This window comes from Peribacillus kribbensis DSM 17871 (genome assembly GCF_000430765.1).
In the GTDB taxonomy this organism is placed as follows: domain Bacteria; phylum Bacillota; class Bacilli; order Bacillales; family DSM-1321; genus Paraperibacillus; species Paraperibacillus kribbensis.
Genome location: NZ_KE387245.1, coordinates 88,171 through 113,650, shown reverse-complemented (window position 1 = coordinate 113,650; position 25,480 = coordinate 88,171). Strand labels below are relative to the sequence as shown.

Below are 25,480 nucleotides of genomic sequence, written 5' to 3'. Positions count from 1 at the left end.
TGGCTTTCTAGTACGACACACCGCCAGCCCCGCGGAAAGCGGGCATCCTTCAGCGGAAACCAGCCTCGTTGCTCCTAAGCCATAAAGATTGCGAAAATAGCCTTTTATTTTCAATAGGGAAATAAAAAAATGTATGAAGCAGGGCAGCTATCCCTAAACAGAAAACAAAGGCTGCAGATTGAATGATCTGCAGCCGATTTGATGATTTTAAAAACAGCCTATCTTGCTTTTAAATCTGCATCGCAGAATCCGATGCTTTCCTTTCAGCTGTTTCGGCTAATTGATCGAGACATTGAATTAATAATCGAATATCTTTCAAGATTTCATTTCTTGCTGAGGGGTTGGCACAAGCTGCATAATCATGAAGCAAGAGACGGAGTTCCTTTAAGAAAATCTCTAGTTCATTTCTCATCGAATAAATCCTTTCTAATGCAGTATATGAGAAATCTGCGGTACCTCAGCTTTCGGAAAAACAAAAAAACCGAAAGAAGAGGAGTCCCTGTTCTTCCGGCTTATGATTGGCACAGTACTTTGTCCAATTCATTACTGCCGTTTTATTCTTCAGGCTTTAAAATCAACGTAATCACGCTATTGTCAAGATCAAAATCCCAATCTACAAAAGTATCGATAATCTTTGACTGTAAAATTGTGGGGAAGTGAGTGTTATTTTGGAGCATTTCTCCCTCAAGATGTCTTTTTGCGACACGAAGGGTTTCATTAAATCCGAGTGAAATCAACTGCCGTTCGATCGGTACCAGGATTCCTTCCCTGAAGACAATTAAGGCCCGTGGGCTTATTAGATAAGAAGATACAAATCGGGGCGCCTTTTCTGCTTGCTCGCTGATTTGTACGATTTCTTCGTGTATGCGATCCTTGGCTTTATAATCATATTGCGAAAGCAGATCAGGAGAGGTATTTTTACAAACTCCTACAAAAATGCCCGATTGTTTTTCCAGATTCCAATCATAATAGATATGCTGTACTTCCATATCGGTAATTCCCTGAATTTGCCCCCTGATTTCAGGATCAATGGTTTTCATTAAAAATTCTCTGGTTGTTTTAACAGTCAATTCCTGATTCTGGTCAAGAAGGACCTGTTCCATAGGAGAAATAAATCCTCGCACATATACCATGACATAAGGAAGGGAAATAATCACATTTATGCTTTGCGGTCCTTTTCCAAAGTTGTCCCGCAATAGCTTCCCTAAATTATTGGCAAGTTTGGTCTGCTGTACTTTATAATCCATTTCTTCACCCTCTAGAGAGAAAGAAGCAATATTTCCTCTTCCCCAGCTAAATTTTAACATTTAACTATCCAAGTTGAAAAGGTCCTTTGCTTCTATTTTTTAGAATCTTTTGAAGATAGTTTGCAATCGAAAAAAAACGGACCACTTAATTGGATGTGAGAACTGGTCTTGTTCTAAACAAATGTATATTTGTATGATTCCAGGATCTTACTGATTAAATTCCCAGGTTCTTTCATTAAAAAACGTATTTCAAGGTCTTTTTCTTTTTTTGTACAGTCATTTTTAACAAACAGGCAAGCTGACAGGAATATATTTTTTTATTTCTAATAATAGAAGGAATTAAGAAGGAAATTGTAGAATGTATGAGTAAATTGGAACATCATCATTCCGGGAAATTTCTACTGAATTTTTATTTTAAGAGAACTAGACAATAAAGCTATGTTCTTAAAGGATGGCGTCAATGATAATCAGAAGCAGAGAAAAAGAACTGGGGAGCTATATCGGAAGGCTGCTCAGGGAGAACTTCGGAAAAGGGCCCGGATCAGTTTATGCTACTATCGCCAAACCTTATATAACCATATATATCAAGGACTTTTTAACTCCGGTTGAAAGCAGGCTTATGAATAGAGACCAAGATACATACGTTCAGAAAATCAGGGATATGCTGATGGAAACGTTGATAGAAGATATTAAGGCTTATATTTCTGAACATTTTGGGTTAAAGTTAAAGGAATTTTATTATGATTGGAACCTTTCCACTCAATCGGGTATGTTTATCGGAATAGGTGAAGAAAATACACCGAACGATTCCGACTATTCATATACAGATCAAGATTCGGTTCACTCTGTAATATCGAAAGTGAGCATGGAAGCGGAAAAGTCACCAGAAAAGGTATCTTCGTTCCTGATCAATCCGAGGACCCTGCTTATCATAAGAGATAAAATTTTAGTCAGCATCGAAAAGGAATTAATATCTCTTAATTTCCAGGAAACATTGATTGTAGCTAAAAGAAAGTTGGAAAAAAGACTGCTTTTAAAGCATAAACCAGCGTTTGAGAACTATCTTAAGGCAAAGATCGAAAATGCATTCGTTACATGGGATTTTGAATTAGACCAGAGCAGTACAATCTTTATCTTGAAACCGAATAACTTAAGGCAGGAATGAACTAGGCGACAGAACTAGGCATAAGCCAAAAGAAGGACATGTATCTTCTTTTTGGCTTTTTTTATTGGCAGACCCCAATATTCTTGCCCGGGAGGAAATTATGAAAAAGGATAAAATGGAATGCGGATCAATAGTTTATGCTTTTAGCCTTTTGTTTTTGGAGATAGGATAGCGTATGAATAAAAAAATCACAGTAGAAATCAATAATGAAAGAGACATCGTGCTTGTGAGAAAAACGGGAAGAGAGCTTTCAGCGTCCTATCATTATAATGCAGTCGATCAAGCCAGGATCGTTACTGCCATTTCCGAACTGGCAAGAAATATATACCGCTATGCAGGAACAGGTTTATTTACCTTTGAAGAGGTGATAAGAAATACAAAATTCGGCCTAAAGATTACCGCGATTGATAAAGGTCCCGGAATCAAGGATATCCGAGAGGCCATGCAAACAGGATTTTCAACATCCGGAGGGCTTGGGGCAGGGCTTGGAGGGGTAAAAAAATTGATGGATGAATTCCAAATCGAATCAGATTCGAATGGCACAATCATAAGCATAATTAAATGGTTTAATGGATATAGGCATTGATTCTCTTACACTAAGAACCGATGCTGGATATTATTTTACAATTGCCCAATTCCCTGACTTAGAAGAAACAGAAATATTTGTTTCAGTAATACATGCGTTCCCTTTTTAAATAGAGAACAGGCTGATTCCTGTGAAGAAACAGCCTTTGACTGAGAGATTCTGGTTACTGCAGATTGCTTAATTGGAAATGGAGTTTTGCCAGATATTTAAATTGTGCCTCATTAATTTCCTCCTTCGTCTCCTTTCCATCCTGCCTCCGGATAAAGGCTGCAGGAGTTAAGATATCGATTCCCCCCGGTGTAAGGAGGGTGATGAGATATTGTTTATTGAAAGGGGACTCTGGATTCTTAAGGATGATCTCCTGAATCTCCGTTAGAGGAATCATTTCTGTGAAGGTCTCCTGTGAATTAAATGCATAGCCTGTCTGAAATTCAGTGTGCTTATACTTCAATTTCATCTTCAGCTGATAATCTCCATATTCCGTCTCCTTTTTTACTGCTTTAAATTCTCCGGTTGGGGTCTTCATAACTTCGCCTGTCAATGGAATTGGCACGAGGGGAAGGTTTCCTCCAAATCCTGTATCCACTAGATATTTTGTGCCTTTATGATTCAAAAGAATGGCAGCGTGAGTTTTGCCGGTCGAACTCCACGTTTCCTGCCGCGGATCGAAAATGATGCCTCGGATCATGGATACATGAAACTCATTTTCCATTAAAAAGAAATATAGAATAGCATTCAGCTCGTAACATAATCCGCCTTCTTTTTGATCTATGATTTTCTTTGTCAGGGATTCCTTAGTAATGGGGGCTGTCATCTGGGACATAATGCAAGTATTCTCAAAAGGTATGGTCTGTGCAGTTTTTTTAAGCACTAGTTTTAATTTATCAAATGTTAAAGTCTCTCTTAGGGGAAATCCAATCCTTTTTCTGAAGCTTTCATTCAGTATGGTCATGATTATTGCCTCCTTATTTCCTAATTATACCTTGAAAGCTGCTGCTTGAGTAATTGACAGTCTTATAGCAGGCGTTTTTTAAGAAATGAACCTAATCACAAATATTTGACCATTTAAAGGGAAAAATGCTTAAAATATCTTTATAGAGACATGTTGATCTTTAATTAGAAGGTGAAAACTTGGATGAATTAATGTTTGTAAAGGATTATGAAAACAATGAAAGGCTAAGAAAAAGCTTTAACACCTTGGCGGTGGAAACGTTCGGAATTCATTTTGAAGAGTGGTATCAAGCCGGCTGCTGGAGTCAGGCTTATGTGCCTTATTCTTTTGCACATAACGGAAAAATTGTGGCAAATGTATCCGTGAATCTTGTAGATTTATTGATAAAAGGAAAACAAGTAAAGGCCGTTCAACTTGGCACAGTCATGACCCATCGGGATTTCCAAGGCAGAGGATATTCGCGGCAGCTGATGGAAATGGTGTTAAAGGATGTTTCTATGTATGATCTTGTCTACCTTTTCGCCAATCAATCTGTCCTTGACTATTATCCCAAATTTGGTTTTGAGAGAGTAGAAGAAACGCTTTTTTCTTTATACTTCAACCAAATAAAAGGAAATAGACTGACCTTTCAGAAATTGGATGGAAATTCCACGAAAGATCTTCAGTTTATAACAAAGCTGGCTGTTAACCGGAGGCCGGGATCTGGCAGCTTAACGGCCATTCATACAGTAAATCTGAATTTGTTTTACTGTATGAATGTCTTTCCGGAAAATATTTACTATATCCCACATGAGGATGCCATTGTGATATGTCAGCAGGACGGGAATATCCTTCATATATTTGACATCATTTCCCCTAAGTCCTTCAGTCTGGAAAACATTATTTGTACACTTGCTGACAAAGAATCTGCATACATCTATTTTCATTACACTCCTGAGCAAGAGCATTTGCCTTTCTTGAAATCGCCATATCAGGATACCAATGTTTTATTTATTAAGAACCAAAGCGGCGTTATACTTCCTGAAGCATTTAAACATCCGATCACTTCACAGGCGTAGGGAATACTACTCAACACAGCAATCTAGATGATATCGTTCAATTGGGAATATCATATTAATATAAAAAATAAAAGGGGAAGCCTTATGAATCATTTCGAACAATTAGCAAGAGACTTAGCTGAAATATATATTCTGCAGCCAAAAGTAGAGGGGGTTATGCTTGCCGGCTCTGTCGCAAGGGGACTTTGTGATACACATTCTGATATCGAGTTATACATATTATGGAAAGATGCGCCATCTGATTCGGATCGCAAACAGGTTATTGAACTGCTGGATGGAGAAATCCTATCGTTCTTTGATTATGAGGATGAAGAGTGGTCGGAGGCTTACCGGGTGAAGGGAATCAAAATAGAGGTAAGCAGTTTTTTAACTTCGACCATTGACCGAGTAATCACAAAGGTATTTCAGGAAAAAGTCTGGAACATCGACCATCAGGCGATCGCTGCCTCCATCCAGGATGGCATACCATTGGAGGGAAAGGATGTAATTGCATCTTTTAAATCCCGATGTGCAGATTTTCCAAGAGAATTACAAAAAAATATGGTGGAAAGTCAGCTGTTTTTCAGCAGCAGGTGGGCAGCACGCCAAGCTTTCCTGGATCGTCAGGATTTCTTCATTTACCAAAAAACAGTCTCTGAGGTCATTGAAAAGATCCTAACCATCCTTCATGGGGTGAACTCCATGTTTATTGTACATCCCGGCTTTAAATGGCTTAGCTATACCCTTAGCAAAATGACGGTCAAACCCGATGGAATGGAAAACCGGATCCGGAGTATCCTTACACCTGGAAACAGCGGCAGTGTCATAGAGTTGGAAAATCTGCTGCTGGAAACAATCGGAATCGTGGATACTGCTCTCCCAGAGATTGACTTGACGGCCTTCCGAAAAGACATGAAAGGAAGCCGTGTAGAAGACTAGCCTGGGATTTTCATTGAAAAACGGAAGAATCACAGTATGAGAGGAAATAAGGATGGCCTTGGAAATGTAAAAGGCATGCGAGAAATCAGTAAAGAGCTCCATGTGGCTTCGGGTGCTTATATTTGTACATATGAATGCACATACTGCCCAGGATGCTCCGAAGAAATGGAGCTTGTCTGTCCGAATTGCGGAGGGGAGCTGGTAAAACGCCCTAAGAGAAGAATAGAATCTAGCCCGGAAAGGATATTCTAAGGAGAATGCATGAGGACCATGCTCCCGGGTCCTCGTATTTTCCTATTCGAAACCACTTACAGAAATTCCCTTTATAAATTTCTATATATCATCTATAATAATGAAATTAAGGAAAGTAATGGAAAAAACATCACATTCTAAAAAGAGGAAGTAAAAGAATTAAAGGATTGGTCAGAATGCTTGATTGGGCTCAGCATGCTGGTTCAGCATGGCAGTACGTTGTTTTGTTTATCTTTTCTGCGGCTCCCTGGGTGGATGTTTCGCTTATGGTGCCGTTGGGGATTTTATGGGGACTTCCACCTATACCCGTAAGTATTGTGGTCTTTCTGGGGAATTTCCTTTTGATTATATTGTTAGGCATATTTTTTAAGAGAATTTCTGCCTGGAGAAAAAGCAGGATGGAGCTCAAAGGAAGCTCCAAGATGTTCAAGCAGGAAACCCGGTCCAGGAAGATATGGGAAAAATACGGAATACCAGGACTTGCCCTATTGGCGCCTGTCATCATAGGAACTGATATTGCAGCCATTTTGGCATTGAGCTTCGGCTCCTCCAAACTGAGAGTCGTAGTTTGGATGACTATCAGTCTTGGAATATGGACGGTTATATTTGCAATTGGCTCGGTCTATGGATTCAGCTTTTTACATGTAACCCGTTAATTTTTGAAAGAACCGGAGTTTATACGGCAGGAGTGCTTGCCTCTCTTTATGCTTCTATTTTGAATCCCGAAAATAAAGCAGCGGCCATCATGTCCTCAGGTATTATAAACTAGATACGAACCTGCTGACGATATTTGTTGACCCCAAGGCATCCGTCCTAGCAGATCGTGTGGTGAAGAAACAAAGCCCTTATGTCCTGCTAAAAAGTCATTCGGTCGCCATGGTCGGTTCCAAATTTTTCGGGACACTGCTGGCTCAGGTAATTTTTATACCTGGAGCTTATTATGTGGTTTGGTTTTCAAATTGGATTTAAAGATAACCTATTAAAACAATGTGCATGGACTCATGGTTTCTCCGATGCATGAAGTTAGGTATGCTGACGAATAAAAGATCCAGCATGCTATAGATCTTAAAAATAAAGTGTAAACCATCGAAATCCTCAGTAACAAAATATATCAAAAAATCCTCACACTTTTGATTGACAGCGTTTTCATTATGTCCTAAACTATAATTACAAGTTAAGAATTGTGACGGAGATGAGGAGATTCACACAGATTGAACCTTTAGGCGGTTTTATTTCTGTATGAGTCTCCTTATTTTTTGTCCAAAGTTTTTCCAAAAATCAAAAATAATAAAGGGAGGGTTTTTCTTGTCACCATTTTTAGGGGAAGTCATTGGTACGATGATTCTGATTGTATTTGGAGCCGGTATAGGAGCTGGCGGGTCGCTGAATAAATCCTATGCGAACAATCCTGGCTGGATCGTTATAACGATTGCCTGGGGCCTTGCGGTTACGATGGGGGTATTTGCGGTAGGATCGGTGAGCGGGGCCCATTTGAATCCGGCTGTCACACTCGCACTTGCCATCGACGGCTCATTTCCATGGAAGGATGTGCCAGGCTACATACTTGCCCAGATGATTGGTGCTATACTGGGATCAGCACTTGTTTTCCTGCATTATCTTCCACATTGGAAAGCAACGAACGATCCAGGTGCAAAGCTTGGTGTATTCGCAACGGGCCCGGCGATCCCGCACACTTTTTCGAACTTGTTCAGTGAAATTTTCGGTACCTTCATTTTGGTGTTGGGGCTCTTGTTTATCGGGGCAAATAAATTCACACAAGGACTTAACCCAATAGCAGTCGGCCTCCTGATTGTCGTAATCGGTATGTCGCTGGGGGGTACAACCGGATATGCCATTAATCCGGCGCGTGACCTTGGACCGCGAATCGCACATTTTCTTCTTCCCATCCCGGGAAAAGGAAGCTCAAATTGGGGCTATTCGTGGATACCTGTTGTTGGACCGCTTTTAGGCGGAGCTTTCGGCGCTGTCTTTTATAAGGCTGTATTTACAGGCAAGGTTTCCGGGTCATTCTGGACAGTCACCATCGGACTTATCGCCGTCCTGCTTATTGCTTACTTTGGTGGGAAAAGACAAAGTGGAGAAATGGATGCATCAAAGATCAGCGCATAAAAAAATTTATGGTTAGGGGAGAATTTGTATGGAAACGTATATTTTATCTTTGGATCAAGGAACTACAAGTTCAAGGGCCATTCTTTTCAACAAAAAAGGAGAAATCGTTCATACTGCACAGAAGGAATTCACGCAGATCTTTCCTAAGCCGGGCTGGGTCGAGCATAATGCAAATGAAATCTGGGGCTCCATTTTAGCGGTCATCGCGAGCGCCCTTGCGGAATCAGGGATTCAGCCTGAGCAGGTTGCCGGAATTGGAATTACCAATCAGAGGGAAACAGCGGTTGTATGGGACCGTGAAACAGGTAAGCCCGTTTATAATGCGATTGTATGGCAGTCCAGACAGACAAGTGGAATTTGCGACGAATTAAAAGAAAAGGGTTACAATGATTTGTTCAGGGAGAAAACCGGACTCCTGATCGATGCTTATTTTTCCGGCACGAAAGTAAAGTGGATCCTCGATAACGTAGAAGGCGCAAGAGAAAAAGCGGAGCAGGGGAAGCTATTGTTCGGCACCATCGATACATGGTTGATCTGGAAGCTCTCCGGAGGCAAAGCCCATGTGACGGATTACAGCAATGCTTCACGCACCCTCATGTACAACATTTATGATTTGAAATGGGATCAGGAGCTGCTTGAGATATTAGGGGTGCCTGAATCTATGCTGCCAGAGGTAAGGCCTTCTTCAGAAATTTATGCCAATACAGTGGATTATCATTTCTTTGGCAGGGAAGTCCCAATTGCCGGGGTGGCGGGTGATCAGCAGGCTGCTTTATTCGGCCAGGCGTGCTTTGAAGAGGGAATGGCTAAGAATACATATGGCACCGGCTGTTTCATGCTGATGAATACAGGAGATAAAGCGGTAAAATCCGAGCACGGACTGCTCACTACCTTAGCGTGGGGACTGAACGGCAAGGTTGAATATGCACTGGAAGGAAGTATTTTTGTGGCAGGCTCTGCCATTCAGTGGCTGAGGGATGGCCTCAGGATGCTTCAGAATGCAAAGGATTCAGAAACCTATGCTTCAAGAGTGGAATCAACGGACGGAGTGTATGTCGTTCCGGCTTTTGTAGGCCTTGGCACCCCATACTGGGACAGTGATGTAAGGGGAGCTGTATTCGGCCTTACCAGAGGAACAAACAAGGAGCATTTTATCCGTGCTACCCTTGAATCGCTGGCTTACCAGACAAAGGATGTTCTGTCTGCCATGGAAGCGGATTCCGGCATCCAGCTGAAGACACTCCGTGTTGACGGCGGCGCCGTTATGAATAATTTATTGATGGACTTCCAAAGTGATTTATTGAATGTTCCTGTTGAGCGCCCGGTCATTAATGAAACAACCGCGCTGGGAGCCGCTTATCTGGCCGGCCTTGCAATCGGGTATTGGGAAAGCCAGGAGGAAATCGCCAAACAATGGGCGATTGACCGCTCCTTTGAGCCGAAGATGGCTGAAGAAAACAGAAATGAACTGTACGGCGGATGGCAGAAAGCAGTCAAAGCCGCCATGGCATTCAAATAACGGGAGATCGCTCCGCCGCTTCACAAAGCTTTCGAAGAGTCAGGTAAAATAGTAAAATAGGAATTATTAATCAGGCTAATAGAAAGCGAGGCGGCTTGTATGCAAAAAATATTACCCGCATCCACTTCATATAAAGATTTTGAGAAGTTTTTGGAAAGTCCTTATGAAATTGGGATTTTTTTAGATCTCCATATTGCCCAGTTGAAGCATGTGGCTAAAATGGCAAAAGAGCATGATAAAAAAATGATTTATCATGTGGATTTAATCCAAGGCTTGAAAAATGATGAATTTGGGACAGAATTCATTTGCCAGGAATTCAAGCCCTATGGGGTTATTTCAACAAAATCCAGCGTCATTTTAAAAGCAAAGCAAAAGGGAGTCCTGGCCATTCAGCGGATGTTTTTATTGGATTCCCATGCGCTTGAAAAAACCTTCAGGATCATCGACAGGACGAAGCCGGATTATGTGGAGGTCCTTCCAGGACTGATGCCCTGGATGATCAAGGAGATCAAAGAACGGACCCATACAAAAATCATCGCTGGAGGATTAATCCGTACTGTAACGGAAGCCCAGAGTATTCTGGATGCAGGTGCCGAATTCATTTCTACTTCTAAAAAAGAGATATGGGCGCATTATGCTTCAGAAGTTCAAGCTTAACCTTTACAAGATTGAAAAATATGGTATACTTCAATTAAGTTAATATTTCGGTTCGAGATTCGGAGAGACCAAGGCTTAGTTATAGATTTCGCTATAACCTAGTTTTGGTCTCTTTTTTTTTCATATTTTTGGGTATTTAAACTAATAAAAGCTTTGGGAGGAATTTACATGTTCTCAACCTTATCAAGAAAAAACCTGATGGAAACGATGTCGAAGGATACTTATGATCTTTTGGTGATCGGCGGAGGAATCACGGGAGCAGGTATTGCCCTTGATGCATCATTAAGAGGCATGAAAGTGGCTTTAGTCGAAATGCAGGATTTTGCGGCAGGAACCTCCAGCCGCTCCACCAAGCTGGTTCACGGCGGACTACGTTATTTAAAGCAGTTTCAGGTAGGAATGGTGGCCGAAGTAGGGAAGGAGCGTGCCATCGTCTATGAAAACGGTCCTCATGTAACCACGCCTGAGTGGATGCTGCTGCCTATGCATAAAGGCGGTACATTTGGTCCTCTGAGCACTTCCATCGGCTTGAAGGTTTATGACTTTTTGGCAGGCGTAAAAAGATCTGAACGGCGTTCCATGCTATCAGCTGAAGAAACATTGAGAAAAGAACCTCTTGTGAAAAAGGATGGCCTCCGTGGCGGAGGATATTATGTGGAATACCGCACAGATGATGCCCGCTTAACGATTGAAGTGATGAAGGCAGCTTTTGAAAATGGGGCACATATCGTGAACTATGTAAAAGCAGAGGATTTTATTTACCAAGATAAAATCATTAAAGGAATCAAAGCCAAAGATATGCTGTCTAAGCATGTGTTTGAGATCTCAGCCAAAAAAGTAGTCAATGCAGGAGGTCCATGGGTCGATCAGATCCGTGATAAGGATTATTCCAAAAACAACAAGCGCCTAAGGCTGACAAAGGGAGTACACATTGTATTGGACCAATCCGTTTTCCCGCTTCGGCAGGCAGTCTACTTTGATACACCGGATGGACGTATGGTATTTGCCATTCCGAGAGATGGAAAGACCTATGTAGGAACAACAGACACCTTCTATAATCAAGAGACCGCACACCCAAAAGTGCTCGCAGAAGACTGTGCCTATATTATAAACGCCATCCATTATATGTTTCCACAGGTCAGGATCCAGGAAACAGATGTGGAATCGAGCTGGGCAGGTGTACGGCCCTTAATTTATGAAGAAGGAAAAGATCCATCTGAAATTTCTAGGAAGGATGAGATATGGGAAGCAGACAGCGGTTTGATCACTATTGCCGGCGGAAAGCTTACAGGATACAGGAAAATGGCTGAATCGGTCGTTAACTTGATTTCTAAGCGGCTGGATCCGGATGGAAAGGTCTTCAAGATGTCCAATACTAAAACGTATAAAATATCAGGTGGGAATGTGGGAGGCTCAAAGGAATTCCCAGCCTTTGTTTCCCGAAAAGAGAACGAAGCGGTCTCTTATGGCTTCACAGAAGAAGAAGGAAGAATTCTTGCCAAAACATACGGCTCTAATATCGATTTGCTTTTCCAATACGGAAAACAATTTGATCAAGAAGCAGGACTCAAGCTTAATCGAATGGTATACGCCCGTCTCCTTTATGCCATTGAACATGAAATGACAGCAAAGCCGGTGGATTTCTTTATCCGGCGGACAGGTGCCCTATATTTTAATATCGACTGGGTGCGCAGATGGAAAAGAGAAGTACAGGAATTCATGGCGGCAAGGCTTGGATGGAGCACGAAGGATGCTGCAGCCTATCAGGAAGAACTTGAAAAAGAATTAAAAGATGCTGTAATACCTGTTGACCTGCAGAAGGATCGGGTGGTATTAGGATGAATGTAAGATATATCATAGGAAAAACCCACAAAAGGTATATTTTGTGGGTTTTATATGTTGCGGGCATTTATTGCTCAGGAACAAGTCCCATTCGAAGATATGGATCAGCATACTCTCATTTGTGAGACTATAAAGCCTGGTTTTGTACAATACCCAAAGTCCTCCAACATTCAGCAGGGAGGTGACAATAGGATGTGTAATGATTCTTAATGGCCAGCTCCTAAGAATCAGCGAAAGACGTCTGGCCAAGGCTGTATTTAATGTACACAGCAAAAGAGCGATGGGTGCAGCTGCAGCCATAAGCAAAGGAGCGAGCATTCCAAGTAATAGACGGCTGATCATGTGGAAGGAAAAGTCCATATGAGCACGACTGCCTAATGGGCCAGCAACTGCAGTCATGGCAAGAAAAACCCCCAAAAACCATAAGAGACTGCGATAGAAAGGCCATTTTTTCTGATGACGGTTTGAAATGCATACTGCATGAATATATATTAATAGTACTAAAATAAAGGGCAGGATCAAGAATAGCTGAGGTACCACCGAATAAGTGGAACTGACGGCGGTATTATGTGCATAGTATGGTTCATGACACCTTTCCTTCTTCAATGCCGGGCCTGATTCCGGGTAAAAATAAGAAGAAAAACGCCCAGGATGATGATGAAGGCAGCGGATATATTCCATTAGATCGTACATAATGAGATGGCCGGTATAACGGATCTGATGAATCCGCAAGATTTTGTGCTGAATTGTACCATCATACAATTGGAATCCTCCAGCACCAATCAATTTTCCACTCCACTATTTTCCATGCCATAAGGAGAAGTGAGTGATCAATCGTATAAAAAAGTATACAGCTGGATAAGAATGTGGTATCTTCATTACATAAATCATAGTAAATCGCTATGATAAATAGGAAACTAATATAGATTTCATCAGGAGGGTATTAAATGGGCATCCCAAAACCATTGGTCCAGCTTAATCAATCATTTATTGTCGTAAGTGTTCTAGCCGCACTGCTTTCTTATAAACTCATACTCATACTTCCGTTTGCCATCGGTTTATACACATTGTTTACAAAAAAGAATCCCGTAATCTTAACAGGAAAACGATTCCTAAAAAAACCAGTGTCCGAATATATAATGGAAGACAGGGAGCAGCAGCTGTTTAATCAATGGATCGCGACTGTCTGCCTAGGCTTATCGCTGATTTCCTTCGGTCTGGGCTTTACTATTTTAGCCTACGCCTTTTCAATCATGGTTCTCATCGCTGCCGGGGTAGCTTTAATGGGATTTTGCATCGGATGCTTCATTAGATATCGTTATATGATGTGGAAGTATAAAAGAGGAATAACAAAATAATGACAATAAGCAGACCCTTTAGCAGACACAGCTAAGGGTTTTTTTTATGTGTTTTTTTACCGTGTAAGTAAGAAAATGAAAAATATCATTGTTATACGATATACATTGTTATACAATGCAACTAGAAAATATTGTAAGTTATGGAATGGATCGGGAGTTAATGAAGGGAAGTATTGATATCTTGCTGCTTTCCCTGCTGAGGGTAAAGGATTGTTATGGCTATGAAATGACTAAAAAGCTTCGTCAATTAAGCAACGAAACCTACCATATGAATGAAGGGACTCTTTATCCAGCGCTCAAGAGGCTGGAATCAAAAGGGAGCGTTTCGGCTTACTGGAGTCAGGAAACTGATGGAAATAGGAGGAAATATTATTCCATTACAGATACGGGGAGGAAGACACTCGAGGAAAAATTGAAAAGCTGGAAAGAAATCGGACAATTGATCGGCAGGGCTGCGGAGGGTTTATCATGAAGACTAAAATAGAGGAATATCTCGATGCTATCGTTTCGGGACTCCCCATTACTAAGGAGGAAAGAACAGAAGTCAGGGAAGAACTCGCCTTCCATCTCAATGAACATATCAATGAACTGCTGATTAAAGGATGTACAGTGGAAGAGGCTGTGGAATGCGCTATTGAGTCATTTGGCAATGAAAGAAAACTAAATAAGGAGCTGAAAAAGACCATGTTACCTTATTATAAAGTGATCCGTTTTCTATGGAGCGCGGTTTTTGCAACTGCCCTGATATGCCTTATTTCCTATTCGGCCACGAAATATTACACGCCACATAACGATTTTTCACTTGATACCGGCTCTGTGGCAGCAGTTGTCAGCATGTTTGCGGCTCTGGCAGGATTATGGGAATTGTTATTTGAAGCGGTAAGAGCAGAGTTTAAAAAGAAGTGGCTCACAAATCCATGGTCTTTCTATCTTATTCCTTCGTTATTTATAGGATTTTTAATGTCTTTTTCATTAATAAAGCATCCGGAACAATACCAGAATGGATTATGGCTGGATTTGTTTGCAGTCCCAATCGGGTCCTTGGCCTTTCTTTTGGGACGGGAGCTATTCACTTTGCTTTTCGTACGGAGTAAAAATAAAATAAAAGAGAAAAGAACCTTTTGAGTAAAGCGTAGGGTAAGAAAAAAAAACCACTTTTGTTGAGCTTGATAACTGCTGCAGGCATTTAATGGACTGTTTCATTAACCTTTAGTTTTTTGGAGGAAAACGGAATAAGATTCTAAACATAGCAAAAAATGCAAAGTAGCTCTCTCCATACTGATTCTGCCCAGGAAAACAGCCTGGTTTGTCCTTCTACATGAACCTCGTTGGATTTTTTGAATAAATTAGAAATGATTTATCACCTAAAGAATGGGTATTTAAAGAATAACAGACAAGTTAACTAAAGAAGATTAGGTCGATCAGAAACTGAGCGAACTTTTAAAAATATTCTTTTGAAATATGATTATGGAATAAAGGGTACCGTAATGCTGCGGCCATAAACCAGAAAATTTATGCTTAACGTCTATAAAGCGTTTGCAATTTGATGAGAATTAGGTCTAAAATAAATTATACAGAAAAAACATATAGCCAAGCTCATAATCTACAGAGTCAGCTGATCCTAAGAGGTAAGTATGTAATTAGCTAAATGTTTTTGCTAGATAAATAGTTTATAATTATCAGTAAATAATAGATATTTCAAACAGAAATCATTATAATAGTATATGAAATGGTTATAAAATCCACAAAGGTGTGTTCATAGGCGGTGCCTTGCTTTTTGTAGGACCTTAGCAGGAGCGCCTGCTTTTTGCAAATACAGGCGATAAGGAAGGATATAATGAGCAGCATACAGAAGAAAACAGACGTTATCTTAATAGGTGCCGGAGTGATGAGCGCTACTCTGGGAGCGTTGCTTAAACAATTAGCACCTCAATGGGAAATCAAAGTGTTCGAAAAACTTTCAAAGGCTGGAGAAGAGAGCTCGAATGAATGGAATAATGCAGGGACCGGCCATTCTGCACTATGCGAGCTTAACTATACGTCCGAAAAGGCGGATGGATCTATAGATATCTCAAAAGCCATCAGTATCAACGAACAATTTCAGCTTTCCCGTCAGTTTTGGTCTTTTCTCGTAAATGCTAATTTGATCCAAAATCCAGAGAAATTTATCATGCCCATTCCTCATATGAGTTTAGTACTCGGGGAAGACAATGTATCATTTTTGAAAAAACGATTTAAAGCGCTGTCAGATAATCCTTTATTCCAGGGAATGGAATACTCTGAGGACCCTGAAAAGCTCAAGGAATGGATTCCGCTGGTTATGGAGGGCCGGTCATCTAATGACCCGATTGCAGCCACAAAGATTGATACTGGAACCGATGTCAATTTTGGCGCTTTAACACGCCTGCTGTTTGACCACTTAACGAAGGAAAACGTGGAAATTAACTACAGACACAGCATCGAAGATATAAAGCGAACCAGTGATGGTTTATGGGAAGTCAAAGTGAAAAACCTTGCAAACGGCACTACAGAAAGACATACTGCAAAATTTGTGTTTATTGGGGCAGGGGGCGGAAGTCTTCCATTGCTGCAAAAAACAGGCATTCCTGAGTCAAGGCATATAGGAGGATTCCCCGTCAGCGGCCTCTTTATGGTCTGTCATAATCCGGAAGTGGCTGAGCAGCATCATGCAAAAGTATACGGCAAAGCAAAGCTCGGTGCTCCGCCAATGTCTGTGCCGCATCTTGATACCAGATATATAGATAATAAAAAGACATTGCTGTTTGGACCGTTCGCAGGCTTCTCGCCTAAGTTCCTGAAGACCGGTTCCAATCTTGATCTGATCGGTTCCGTCAAACCAAATAATGTTCTTACGATGCTTGCTGCCGGCGTAAAAGAGATGGCATTAACCAAGTATCTGATCCAGCAGGTTCTATTATCCAATGAAAAGCGTATGGAAGAGCTTAGGGAATTTATTCCTAACGCTAAAACGGAGGACTGGGATGTAGTCGTAGCCGGCCAGCGTGTTCAGGTGATCAAAGACACAGAGGCGGGCAAAGGAACACTTCAATTTGGAACAGAAGTGGTCAGTGCTTCCGACGGCTCGATTGCTGCGCTGCTTGGAGCTTCTCCTGGTGCTTCAACTGCGGTTCAGGTTATGCTTGATGTATTACAAAAATGCTTCCCGCAAAATATGAAAGAATGGGAACCAAAAATAAAAGAAATGATTCCATCGTATGGAAAATCATTGTCTGAAAATCCAGCACTTTTCAAAGAAATTTTCGAGTCAACCACTCAATCACTGGGTCTCAATGAAAAGAAAGTGCGTGTGTATAGTTAATTCCTTGTATGAAGTTAGGAATTTAATGGATTAACCAAAAAGAACCTTTGATCGCTTGACGAGATTAAAGGTTCTTTTTAGTTACTATCGAAAAGGGGGGATGGAGTAAAATTAGGATTTTAGGGTTAAAGAATAAGAATGTATCCAAAAGTACTCACGATTGCATGAAAAATAAAAAAGATTCTGGATGCATTTCCTGCAGCCCAAACTTTCCAGTCATTTTTCTTATCACTGTATTTACTTTATCGAAGAAAAGGAAAATCATTGTAAGAATAACGGCTATCGTCATAATGGTTTGAAAAAGCGTATGTGCAAAAGAATTATAAAAAAAAGATACAGATATAATATCTGTACCTCTTTTTTGATGCGGATGAAGGGACTTGAACCCCCACGGTATTGCTACCACTAGAACCTGAATCTAGCGCGTCTGCCGATTCCGCCACATCCGCTTATGAACTTGCTGTTGAAAATAATATACCATGTCTGTTTTTGAAAAACAAGCACCTAATACTTTTTCAGGAAAATTTTTTATTCAACAATCTATTAAAATATATTTCTTGCACAATTAAAAATCGTATGCTATTGTTTTATGTGTAAACGGTTCCACAATTAGAGAGGTGACACAATTGGCGACCATACGTGATGTAGCGAAGAGAGCGGGGGTTTCGGTAGCAACGGTCTCAAGGGCTTTAAATGATAAGGGATATGTTCATGAAGATACCAGAAAGTTGATTCATGATGCGATTCAGCAGCTGAATTATCGGCCCAATGAGGTCGCACGTTCCTTATACAATAAAAAGTCCAGATTGATCGGGCTGCTTCTTCCTGATATCCGCAATCCGTTTTTTCCTGAACTGGCCCGCGGCGTTGAAGATGAAATACAGGCGCATGACTTTCGGCTTATGATTGGGAACGCTGATGAAAAACCTGAAAAGGAATCGGAATATGTACATACCTTTAAACAAAATCATGTAACCGGTATCATATCAGCAACAAGCAATAAAGATATCAGCTTTTATGATGAACTTTCCTTTCCTGTTGTTTTTCTCGACAGGACTACAGATCAGCACCCCTCCGTATATGCAGATGGTGTAGATGGAGGAAAAATGGCTGTCAGGGAGCTTGTAAGAAGGGGAAGCAAAAGGATCACGCTTTTGAGAGGCCCCGTAGAATTAAAGACAGCTCAGGACCGCTTCAAGGGGGCAATTGATGAAATTTGCACATTAAACGTTGAATTTAATGTTATGAATACCAGTTCTTTTGCTTTTGAGGATGCAGAAGAAAGTGCCAGGGAATTATTTGAGCGATATCCGGATACAGATGGCATTATTGCCAGCAATGATATTGTGGCAGCGGCCATCCTTCATGAAGCACTCCGGACAGGGAAAGGCATTCCTGAAGACCTGCAAATTATTGGGTTCGATGATATTCCATTGAGTAAATTGCTCTATCCCTCTTTATCCACGATCAGACAGCCTGCATACGAAATGGGGAGAGAGGCAGCAGGATTATTGATCAAGATGATACAAGGGAAGGCTGTAGAACAAAAAAATATAAAACTGCCAGTTACATTTATAGAGAGGCAGACCACAAGAAAGGATGGGAATAATGGCTAAAATAACGGTGATCGGAAGTTCTTCCATAGATTTAGTTGTCACCGCTTCCAAACGTCCAAGTGCCGGGGAAACGATCATGGGGGAATCCTTCAAAACAGTACCGGGCGGCAAAGGGGCAAACCAGGCAGTGGCAGCAGCGCGCTTGGGAGCAGAAGTATATATGATAGGCTGTGTCGGCGATGATTCCTTCGGAAAAGAAATTTTGGATAATTTCACGAAAAATCATGTCAATACGTCTTATGTGGAACCGGTTACAGGTATGGAAAGCGGCACCGCTCATATTACACTCGCCGAAGGAGATAACAGCATAATTGTTGTGGAGGCAGCCAACAAAAAGGTGACTCCTGAGTTTGTAGAAAAAGCTCTGCAGAGAATAAGGGAATCCGATATCGTCCTTATCCAGCAGGAAATCCCTGAAGATACAGTTGAATATGTCAGCGAAATCTGCAGGGAACATGATGTTCCTCTCTTACTGAATCCTGCTCCTGCACGGCCGATTGGACAAAAGGTGATCGAGAATGCTGCCTATATTACGCCTAATGAATTGGAGGCAGCGATTCTGTTCGGGCAGGACGATATCCATGCGGCGCTGAAGCAGTACCCAAACAAGGTATTTATTACCGAAGGGAAAAATGGGGTCAGATATTTCGACGGTGAAAGAGAAGTACTTGTTCCTTCTTATCCAGTGGATGCAGTGGATACAACAGGTGCAGGAGATACTTTTAACGCAGCCTTTGCAGTGGCACTTGCTGAGGGAAGGGATCTTCAGGAAAGCATGCGTTTTGCCAATAAAGCCGCATCCCTTTCAGTAGCAAAATTCGGGGCGCAGGGCGGCATGCCGATGAGAAGTGAAATCGAAGGGAGCTATTGATCATGAAAAAGCATGGTATATTGAACAGCCATATCTCCAAGGTCCTGGCCGACCTTGGCCATACAGATACGATCGTAATAGCAGATGCAGGACTGCCGGTGCCTGATGGCGTTTTAAAGATCGATTTAGCCATCAAACCCGGAACTCCTTCCTTCAAAGAGGTTGTTGAAGCTATTTTTGAAGACATGGTGGTGGAAAAAGTGGTAATGGCCTCTGAAATTGAGGAGGTTAACCAGGAGGCAAGCGAATATTTGAAAACAAAATTTGCTGACAGCCTGCAGGAAAAGGTTCCGCATGAAGAGTTTAAGAAACTGACCAAGCAGGCTAAAGCGGTGATCCGTACCGGCGAAATCAGGCCGTATGCCAATTGTATCGTACAATCGGGAGTATTTTTCTAAAAAATCGAGGTGATGAACATGCATATTGAGATGCGTAACATCTATAAAGCATTTGGAACCAACCAAGTATTAGCCGGAGTGGACTTTGATCTAGCTTCTGGGGAAGTGCATGCCCTGATGGGAGAAAACGGCGCTGGAAAATCAACCATGATGAATGTCCTGACCGGGCTGCATCCAAAGGATCAGGGCTCCATCTTTATTGATGGAACGGAAACTTCCTTTTCAAATCCAAAAGAAGCGGAACAGAATGGAATCACGTTCATTCACCAGGAACTGAATATCTGGCCGGATATGACCGTTTTGGAAAATCTGTTTATCGGCAAGGAAATAAAAACATCAATCGGTTTATTAAACACAAATAAAATGAAAGCGTTGGCAAAAAGCCAGTTTGATAGATTGGCAGTCAGCATTCCGCTTGATAAAGAGGCGGGGAGCTGTTCCGTTGGTGAACAGCAGATGATTGAAATAGCCAAGGCCTTAATGACCGATGCAAAAGTCATCATCATGGATGAACCGACTGCCGCCTTGACGGAAAGAGAAATAGCGAAGCTTTTCGAGGTGATTTCTTCCCTTAAAAAGGAAGGCGTATCCATCGTGTATATTTCTCACCGGATGGAAGAAATATTTGCGATCTGTGACCGGATTACCGTGATGCGGGATGGAAAAACGGTTGATACAAAGCCGATACCTGAAACCAATTTCGATGAAGTGGTGAAAAAAATGGTCGGCAGAGAATTGACCGACCGGTATCCTAAGCGCAATCCGCAGACCGGCGAAACCATCTTTGAAGTTAAGGGCCTTACAAAATCAGGAGTATTCCGGGACGTCAGCTTCTCAGTTAGAGCGGGTGAAATCGTCGGGATTTCTGGATTAATGGGAGCCGGACGAACAGAAATCATGCGCGCCATCTTTGGGCTGGATTCTCTCGACAGCGGGGAAATCTGGCTGAATGGAAGCAAAGTGACCATTAAAGCACCTTCCAAGGCTGTTGAATCCGGTATCGGATTCATCACGGAAAACCGGAAGGAAGAGGGACTGATCCTGGATTTCTCGATAAAAGAAAATATGGTGCTGCCTACGCTTGCAAGCTTTGCCCCTAAAGGAATTATCAATGAAAAAAACCAGTCTGATTTTGTCGATATGCTGATCAAGCGTCTGACAGTTAAGACAGAATCAGCCGAAACGGCAGTAGGAAACCTTTCAGGCGGAAATCAACAAAAAGTGGTGATTGCCAAATGGGTAGGCATAGGCCCCAAGGTATTGATTTTGGATGAACCCACCCGGGGAGTGGACGTAGGCGCAAAGAGGGAGATTTATGAACTCATGAATGAGCTTACCAGCCGCGGGGTTGCCATTATCATGGTATCTTCTGAGCTTCCGGAAGTACTGGGAATGAGCGATCGGATCCTTGTGATCCATGAAGGAAAGATCACCGGGGAATTGCCAATGGGTCAAGCAACACAGGAAAAAATTATGACATTAGCAACAGGAGGTCAGTAACATGAAAGCAGCAATCAATGAAGGTACACCAGCCGCAAAGTCCAATATTTTTGGTTCGGTGACGCAGAAACTTGGCCCATTGCTTGGGTTGATCATTTTATTTATTATCGTTTCCATCTTGAATCCCAGCTTTCTTGAACCTTTAAACATTTTAAATCTGCTTAGGCAGGTATCCATAAATGCATTGATTGCATTTGGAATGACGTTTGTGATCCTGACTGGCGGCATTGATTTATCTGTCGGGGCCATTCTTGCACTATCAAGTGCATTAACAGCAGGCATGATTGTTTCCGGGCTGGATCCGATGATCGCCATCCTTGTTGGCTGTATTCTCGGCGGTGTGATGGGTATCATCAATGGATTATTAATAACAAAAGGGAAAATGGCGCCGTTTATCGCCACTCTGGCTACCATGACCCTGTTCAGGGGACTGACAATGGTTTATACCGACGGGAACCCCATCACGGGTCTAGGGGAAAACCGCTTATTCCAATTGTTCGGCCGGGGATATTTCCTTGGAATACCAGTTCCGGCAGTTACGATGATTATTACTTTCGTGGTTTTGTTCATTGTACTCCAAAAAACCCCCTTCGGACGAAATACCTATGCGATTGGAGGAAACGAAAAAGCGTCATTGATTTCAGGCATTAAAGTTCCAAAGGTAAAAGTGATGATTTATGGCCTTTCTGGCTTGCTGGCAGCCTTGGCTGGAGCTATCCTGACTTCCCGCTTAAACTCCGCACAGCCTACAGCGGGAACATCCTATGAACTGGATGCGATCGCAGCCGTCGTGTTAGGAGGAACAAGCCTGTCCGGTGGAAAAGGAAGGATCTTTGGCACATTGATCGGGGCCTTGATTATCGGAACCTTAAACAATGGGTTAAATCTCCTTGGAGTATCTTCTTTCTATCAAATGGTTGTAAAAGGGATCGTCATTATCATCGCTGTATTGCTGGACCGCAAGAAATCAGCATAAGCCAGGAGGAGCAATTATGAAAAAATTATCTGTTTTATTCATGTCACTGATACTCTTGCTTTTGAGCGCGTGTTCCATGGAACCGCCAGGCTGGGCTAAGCCAGCTAAAAAAGAAAACTTAAAAGATATTAAAATTGGTTTATCTGTTTCAACGCTGAACAACCCATTCTTCGTTTCATTGAAAGATGGCGTGACAGCAGAAGCAAAAAAACTGGGGATGTCTGTAAAAGTAGTGGACGCCCAAAATGACTCGGCAAAACAAGCAAATGATGTCGAAGATTTGATTCAACAGGGAGTGGATGTCCTGTTAATCAATCCTGCAGATTCAGCTGCCGTATCTTCTGCAGTGCAATCTGCCAACCACATCGGCATCCCGGTCGTGACTCTTGACCGATCTGCAGACAAGGGAAAAGTGGAAGCTTTAGTAGCTTCTGATAATGTTAAGGGTGGAGAAATGGCTGCCGATTATATTGTGAAAAAGGCTGGCAAGGATGCACAAGTGGCTGAACTGGAGGGAGTTCCAGGTGCATCGGCAACCCGGGAAAGAGGAAAAGGATTTCATAACATTGCCGATCACAGCCTGAAGGTGACCGCAAAACAATCTGCAGACTTCGACCGGTCAAAAGGATTGAATGTCATGGAAAATATCATTCAGGCAAAGCCAGACATTAAAGCTGTTTTTGCTCACAATGATGAAATGGCCCTCGGTGCGATCGAAGCCATAAACAGTTCAGGAAGAAACATCATGGTGGTGGGCTTTGACGGCAACGATGACGCTCTTAAAGCGATCAAAGAAGGAAAACTGGATGCAACTGTCGCCCAGCAGCCTCTATTAATCGGCAGGCTCGCTGTTGATGCAGGAAGGGATGTCCTGCAGGGCAAAAAAGTGAAGAAGAATATCGCAGCACCGCTGAAGCTAGTTACGAAGAAATAAAGTTAAAAACGTAAGGACCCATCTTATTAGATGGGTCCTTTTTTTGCTAAATACCTTCTGTTCTCTATATGTTGTATAAACAAAGTCTGTTCTTTAATTTAAGACACGCAGGCAAACTTCATTAAGACCATCCTGAATGGCAGATAAAGTAGTATTGGCATAATAATAAGACACAGTCTCCATGCTTTCTAATTTCGTTACATGGTAGAGATCATCCCAGAAACAAACAGATAGAATAGGGGTTCCATCACGACCAAAGGTTAAAGTGATTTCTGTTTTATGATATTCAGCCAAGGTGTTTAACGTCTTTTTAGCTAATTCTAAGGTCATCATTATTTCCTCCATTCCAAATTAAGGAGGGAAGTGACTAAGAAAAGTCAAAAAAACCCTAGATAATTTTGATTCTTTCTTTCAATGATAACAGTATCCTCTGTGGATTGAAACAGAAACTGCTAAATCTTTTTCAATTGTAATAGAAAAGAAAAACAATCGACAGATCCCTTCATTTTACAGCTTTTTTCGTTCCCGAATAAGGTGGAAATAACAGGAAAATGCTCTGGTGTATAGAATACAAATAATAGCATCATAGATAGTTCCATGAATGAAAGGAAATAGAAAGGAGATTAATAAATGACGATTGTCAGAACCAGTTACGGCAGGGTTAAAGGGGAACATTTAGATGAAGTATTGGTATGGAGAGGAATTCCGTATGCAAAGCCTCCAGTCGGCCCGCTGCGCTTCCGGAGCCCGGAACCGCCGGATTCATGGGAAGGGATTCGGGATGCATCTTCATTCTCTCCTGCAGCCCCGCAATCCAAGCGGGATATTATGGAGTTTTTAGGGAATGACTTATCGAATATGAATGAGGATTGTCTATATCTAAATGTTTGGTCACCTGGAGCGGATGATAAGAAACGGCCAGTAATGGTCTGGATCCATGGCGGTGCATTTGTTTCCGGTTCTGGCTCAAGCAGCTGGTATGACGGTGCTTCATTTTCTTCCTTGGGAGATGTTGTAGTCGTAACGATTAACTACCGGCTGGGGATATTAGGCTTCCTTCACCTGGCGGAATTCGGTGGAAAAGAATATGCGTCTTCAGGGAATTGCGGAATCCTGGATCAGGTGGCAGCCCTGCAATGGGTGCAGGACAATATTGCCGAATTTGGCGGAGATCCGGAGAATGTAACTATATTCGGTGAATCTGCAGGTGCCATGAGCATTGGAGTATTGCTCGGCTTCCCGGCAGCAAAAGGTCTTTTCCATAAAGCGATCCTGCAAAGCGGTGCTGCAGCAAATGTCCATTCCTCCGAAAAAGCTGCAAAAATTGCAAAGCATCTATTATCGGCTTTGCAAGTTGAACCAGCCAATCTTTCTGTTTTAGATAAATTGCCGGTTGAACAGCTGGTGGAAGTCTCTAATCTCGTCCCTGCCATGAGCCTAGGACCTGTTGTTGATGGTGTGTCACTACCAAAACACCCCGAAGAAGCTATAGCAGAAGGGTCTGCAAGGGATATTTCTATTTTAATTGGTACAAATAAAGATGAGTGGCAGATTTTCAGTGTATTTGATCCTCAGTGGAAGAACGCTGATGAAAAGATGACTGCCGTTTTTTTTGAAAAGGCATTCGGACCGCAGGCCCCATTGATTGCCATTCAATTTATGGAAGACCGTCCGCTCGACCAAGATCTTTTCAATAAACTGCTTACCATGAAGATTTTTACATATCCGGCCCGGCAGCTGGCAGAGCTGCAGGTGAAGCAAGGGGCTTCAGTCTGGATGTATCGCTTTGACTGGGAAACGCCCGTTTTAGGAGGCGCGTTAAAAGCAACGCATGCACTGGAAATTCCTTTTGTATGGAATACACTGGATAAGGCAAATACAGAAAACTTTACAGGCTCCTCACCAGAAAGGCAGCTTCTGGCTAATCAAATGCATCAGGCCTGGATCAGCTTTGCACGCGAGGGGAAACCAAATACAGGAGCCCTTCCAGATTGGCCAAGGTATGATGCAGACAATCGGTCTACGATAATTTTTAACGTAACAAGTCAAATGGTTGAGGATCCAGACAGAATGGATCGGATAAAGTGGGAAGAAACGATGGGGCCGGTGGAATATAAATAACTAGCATGCTATCGGAATAATATAATAACAAAATTAAGCT

General features: G+C 42.0%; 29 protein-coding genes and 1 tRNA gene. 24 read left to right on the top strand and 6 right to left on the bottom strand.

Annotated features, from left to right (window positions below; genetic code table 11):
• Positions 1-229 precede the first annotated feature (229 nt).
• On the bottom strand, positions 230-412 hold the full coding sequence (locus H539_RS0127080) for a hypothetical protein (RefSeq protein ID WP_026696131.1): 183 nt from the start codon (positions 410-412) through the stop codon (positions 230-232).
• A 142-nt stretch (positions 413-554) separates the two neighbouring features.
• Positions 555-1,247, bottom strand: a complete 693-nt coding sequence (locus H539_RS0127075) for a Na-translocating system protein MpsC family protein (RefSeq protein WP_026696130.1) — start codon at positions 1,245-1,247, stop codon at positions 555-557.
• A gap of 460 nt (positions 1,248-1,707) precedes the next feature.
• On the opposite strand from H539_RS0127075, the gene H539_RS0127070 reads away from it, so the two are divergent.
• Both H539_RS0127070 and H539_RS0127065 read left to right on the top strand, forming a co-directional pair.
• A complete protein-coding gene (locus H539_RS0127070) occupies positions 1,708-2,412 on the top strand; it encodes a Na-translocating system protein MpsC family protein (RefSeq protein ID WP_026696129.1) in 705 nt (234 codons plus the stop codon).
• 175 nt (positions 2,413-2,587) lie between these two features.
• On the top strand, positions 2,588-2,998 hold the full coding sequence (locus H539_RS0127065; protein ID WP_026696128.1) for an anti-sigma regulatory factor: 411 nt from the start codon (positions 2,588-2,590) through the stop codon (positions 2,996-2,998).
• Between the two features lie 163 nt (positions 2,999-3,161).
• Here H539_RS0127065 and H539_RS0127060 read toward each other — a convergent pair whose 3' ends face one another.
• The gene (locus H539_RS0127060) at positions 3,162-3,950 is read right to left on the bottom strand and encodes an arylamine N-acetyltransferase family protein (RefSeq protein WP_026696127.1); all 789 of its coding nucleotides are present in this window, start codon (positions 3,948-3,950) and stop codon (positions 3,162-3,164) included.
• 179 nt (positions 3,951-4,129) lie between these two features.
• Here H539_RS0127060 and H539_RS0127055 point away from each other — a divergent pair, with 179 nt between their 5' ends.
• The 10 genes from H539_RS0127055 (at position 4,130) to H539_RS0127015 (ending at position 12,326) form a co-directional block, all read left to right on the top strand.
• A complete protein-coding gene (locus H539_RS0127055) occupies positions 4,130-5,008 on the top strand; it encodes a GNAT family N-acetyltransferase (RefSeq protein WP_026696126.1) in 879 nt (292 codons plus the stop codon).
• Positions 5,009-5,092: 84 nt separating this feature from the next.
• Positions 5,093-5,926 (top strand): nucleotidyltransferase domain-containing protein, encoded by an 834-nt coding sequence (locus H539_RS0127050; protein WP_026696125.1) that lies wholly within the window; start codon positions 5,093-5,095, stop codon positions 5,924-5,926.
• A gap of 75 nt (positions 5,927-6,001) precedes the next feature.
• Entirely contained in the window at positions 6,002-6,178 is a 177-nt protein-coding gene (locus tag H539_RS29890) for a DUF1272 domain-containing protein (protein WP_425414774.1), read from the top strand.
• A gap of 176 nt (positions 6,179-6,354) precedes the next feature.
• On the top strand, positions 6,355-6,834 hold the full coding sequence (locus H539_RS0127035; RefSeq protein WP_026696124.1) for a small multi-drug export protein: 480 nt from the start codon (positions 6,355-6,357) through the stop codon (positions 6,832-6,834).
• Positions 6,771-6,947: a lipid II flippase family protein gene (locus tag H539_RS33255; protein WP_281171490.1), complete on the top strand. Its 177-nt coding sequence runs from the start codon at positions 6,771-6,773 to the stop codon at positions 6,945-6,947. Before H539_RS0127035 ends, H539_RS33255 begins: the two co-directional genes overlap by 64 nt.
• A 56-nt stretch (positions 6,948-7,003) precedes the next feature.
• Positions 7,004-7,147 (top strand): lipid II flippase family protein, encoded by a 144-nt coding sequence (locus H539_RS33250; protein WP_342664050.1) that lies wholly within the window; start codon positions 7,004-7,006, stop codon positions 7,145-7,147.
• A gap of 336 nt (positions 7,148-7,483) precedes the next feature.
• Positions 7,484-8,308, top strand: coding sequence for an MIP/aquaporin family protein (locus H539_RS0127030; RefSeq protein WP_026696123.1), 825 nt, complete (start codon positions 7,484-7,486; stop codon positions 8,306-8,308).
• Between the two features lie 28 nt (positions 8,309-8,336).
• The gene (gene glpK / locus H539_RS0127025; protein WP_026696122.1) at positions 8,337-9,827 is read left to right on the top strand and encodes a glycerol kinase GlpK; all 1,491 of its coding nucleotides are present in this window, start codon (positions 8,337-8,339) and stop codon (positions 9,825-9,827) included.
• Positions 9,828-9,926: 99 nt separating this feature from the next.
• Positions 9,927-10,484, top strand: a complete 558-nt coding sequence (locus H539_RS0127020) for a glycerol-3-phosphate responsive antiterminator (protein WP_026696121.1) — start codon at positions 9,927-9,929, stop codon at positions 10,482-10,484.
• Positions 10,485-10,652: 168 nt separating this feature from the next.
• Positions 10,653-12,326 (top strand): glycerol-3-phosphate dehydrogenase/oxidase, encoded by a 1,674-nt coding sequence (locus H539_RS0127015; protein ID WP_026696120.1) that lies wholly within the window; start codon positions 10,653-10,655, stop codon positions 12,324-12,326.
• Positions 12,327-12,338: 12 nt separating this feature from the next.
• Here the strand turns inward: H539_RS0127015 and H539_RS33505 are convergent, their stop codons facing one another.
• A complete protein-coding gene (locus H539_RS33505) occupies positions 12,339-12,932 on the bottom strand; it encodes a cytochrome c oxidase assembly protein (protein WP_169816051.1) in 594 nt (197 codons plus the stop codon).
• Here H539_RS33505 and H539_RS33245 point away from each other — a divergent pair.
• From H539_RS33245 to H539_RS0126990, 5 genes are all read left to right on the top strand, one after another.
• Positions 12,896-13,021, top strand: a complete 126-nt coding sequence (locus tag H539_RS33245; RefSeq protein WP_281171487.1) for a hypothetical protein — start codon at positions 12,896-12,898, stop codon at positions 13,019-13,021. The genes H539_RS33505 and H539_RS33245 overlap by 37 nt on opposite strands.
• 252 nt (positions 13,022-13,273) lie before the next feature.
• A complete protein-coding gene (locus H539_RS0127005) occupies positions 13,274-13,684 on the top strand; it encodes a DUF4395 domain-containing protein (protein WP_026696119.1) in 411 nt (136 codons plus the stop codon).
• A 145-nt stretch (positions 13,685-13,829) separates the two neighbouring features.
• Positions 13,830-14,156, top strand: a complete 327-nt coding sequence (locus H539_RS0127000; protein ID WP_026696118.1) for a PadR family transcriptional regulator — start codon at positions 13,830-13,832, stop codon at positions 14,154-14,156.
• Complete coding sequence (locus H539_RS0126995) at positions 14,153-14,809, top strand: permease prefix domain 1-containing protein (protein ID WP_026696117.1); 657 nt, start codon at positions 14,153-14,155, stop codon at positions 14,807-14,809. Before H539_RS0127000 ends, H539_RS0126995 begins: the two co-directional genes overlap by 4 nt.
• Positions 14,810-15,521: 712 nt before the next feature.
• Positions 15,522-17,024: a malate:quinone oxidoreductase gene (locus H539_RS0126990; protein WP_026696116.1), complete on the top strand. Its 1,503-nt coding sequence runs from the start codon at positions 15,522-15,524 to the stop codon at positions 17,022-17,024.
• A 365-nt stretch (positions 17,025-17,389) separates the two neighbouring features.
• On the opposite strand, the gene H539_RS0126985 is transcribed toward H539_RS0126990, so the two are convergent.
• Positions 17,390-17,473: transfer RNA gene (locus H539_RS0126985), tRNA-Leu, on the bottom strand.
• Positions 17,474-17,650: 177 nt separating this feature from the next.
• Between H539_RS0126985 and H539_RS0126980 the strand changes: the two genes are divergently transcribed.
• The 6 genes from H539_RS0126980 to rbsB are packed head-to-tail and all read left to right on the top strand — an operon-like array spanning position 17,651 to position 23,319.
• A complete protein-coding gene (locus H539_RS0126980; RefSeq protein ID WP_026696115.1) occupies positions 17,651-18,640 on the top strand; it encodes a LacI family DNA-binding transcriptional regulator in 990 nt (329 codons plus the stop codon).
• Complete coding sequence (gene rbsK, locus H539_RS0126975) at positions 18,633-19,511, top strand: ribokinase (protein ID WP_026696114.1); 879 nt, start codon at positions 18,633-18,635, stop codon at positions 19,509-19,511. The genes H539_RS0126980 and rbsK overlap by 8 nt, the downstream gene beginning before the upstream one ends.
• A gap of 2 nt (positions 19,512-19,513) precedes the next feature.
• Positions 19,514-19,909: a D-ribose pyranase gene (gene rbsD, locus H539_RS0126970; protein WP_026696113.1), complete on the top strand. Its 396-nt coding sequence runs from the start codon at positions 19,514-19,516 to the stop codon at positions 19,907-19,909.
• An 18-nt stretch (positions 19,910-19,927) separates the two neighbouring features.
• Entirely contained in the window at positions 19,928-21,409 is a 1,482-nt protein-coding gene (locus H539_RS0126965) for a sugar ABC transporter ATP-binding protein (RefSeq protein ID WP_026696112.1), read from the top strand.
• Between the two features lies 1 nt (position 21,410).
• On the top strand, positions 21,411-22,385 hold the full coding sequence (rbsC, locus tag H539_RS0126960; protein ID WP_051348831.1) for a ribose ABC transporter permease RbsC: 975 nt from the start codon (positions 21,411-21,413) through the stop codon (positions 22,383-22,385).
• 16 nt (positions 22,386-22,401) lie between these two features.
• Positions 22,402-23,319 (top strand): ribose ABC transporter substrate-binding protein RbsB, encoded by a 918-nt coding sequence (gene rbsB, locus H539_RS0126955; RefSeq protein WP_026696110.1) that lies wholly within the window; start codon positions 22,402-22,404, stop codon positions 23,317-23,319.
• A 93-nt stretch (positions 23,320-23,412) separates the two neighbouring features.
• Here the strand turns inward: rbsB and H539_RS0126950 are convergent, their stop codons facing one another.
• On the bottom strand, positions 23,413-23,652 hold the full coding sequence (locus H539_RS0126950; RefSeq protein ID WP_155890304.1) for a hypothetical protein: 240 nt from the start codon (positions 23,650-23,652) through the stop codon (positions 23,413-23,415).
• A 297-nt stretch (positions 23,653-23,949) separates the two neighbouring features.
• On the opposite strand from H539_RS0126950, the gene H539_RS0126945 reads away from it, so the two are divergent.
• Positions 23,950-25,440, top strand: a complete 1,491-nt coding sequence (locus tag H539_RS0126945) for a carboxylesterase/lipase family protein (protein WP_026696108.1) — start codon at positions 23,950-23,952, stop codon at positions 25,438-25,440.
• The last annotated feature ends 40 nt before the right edge of the window (positions 25,441-25,480 follow it).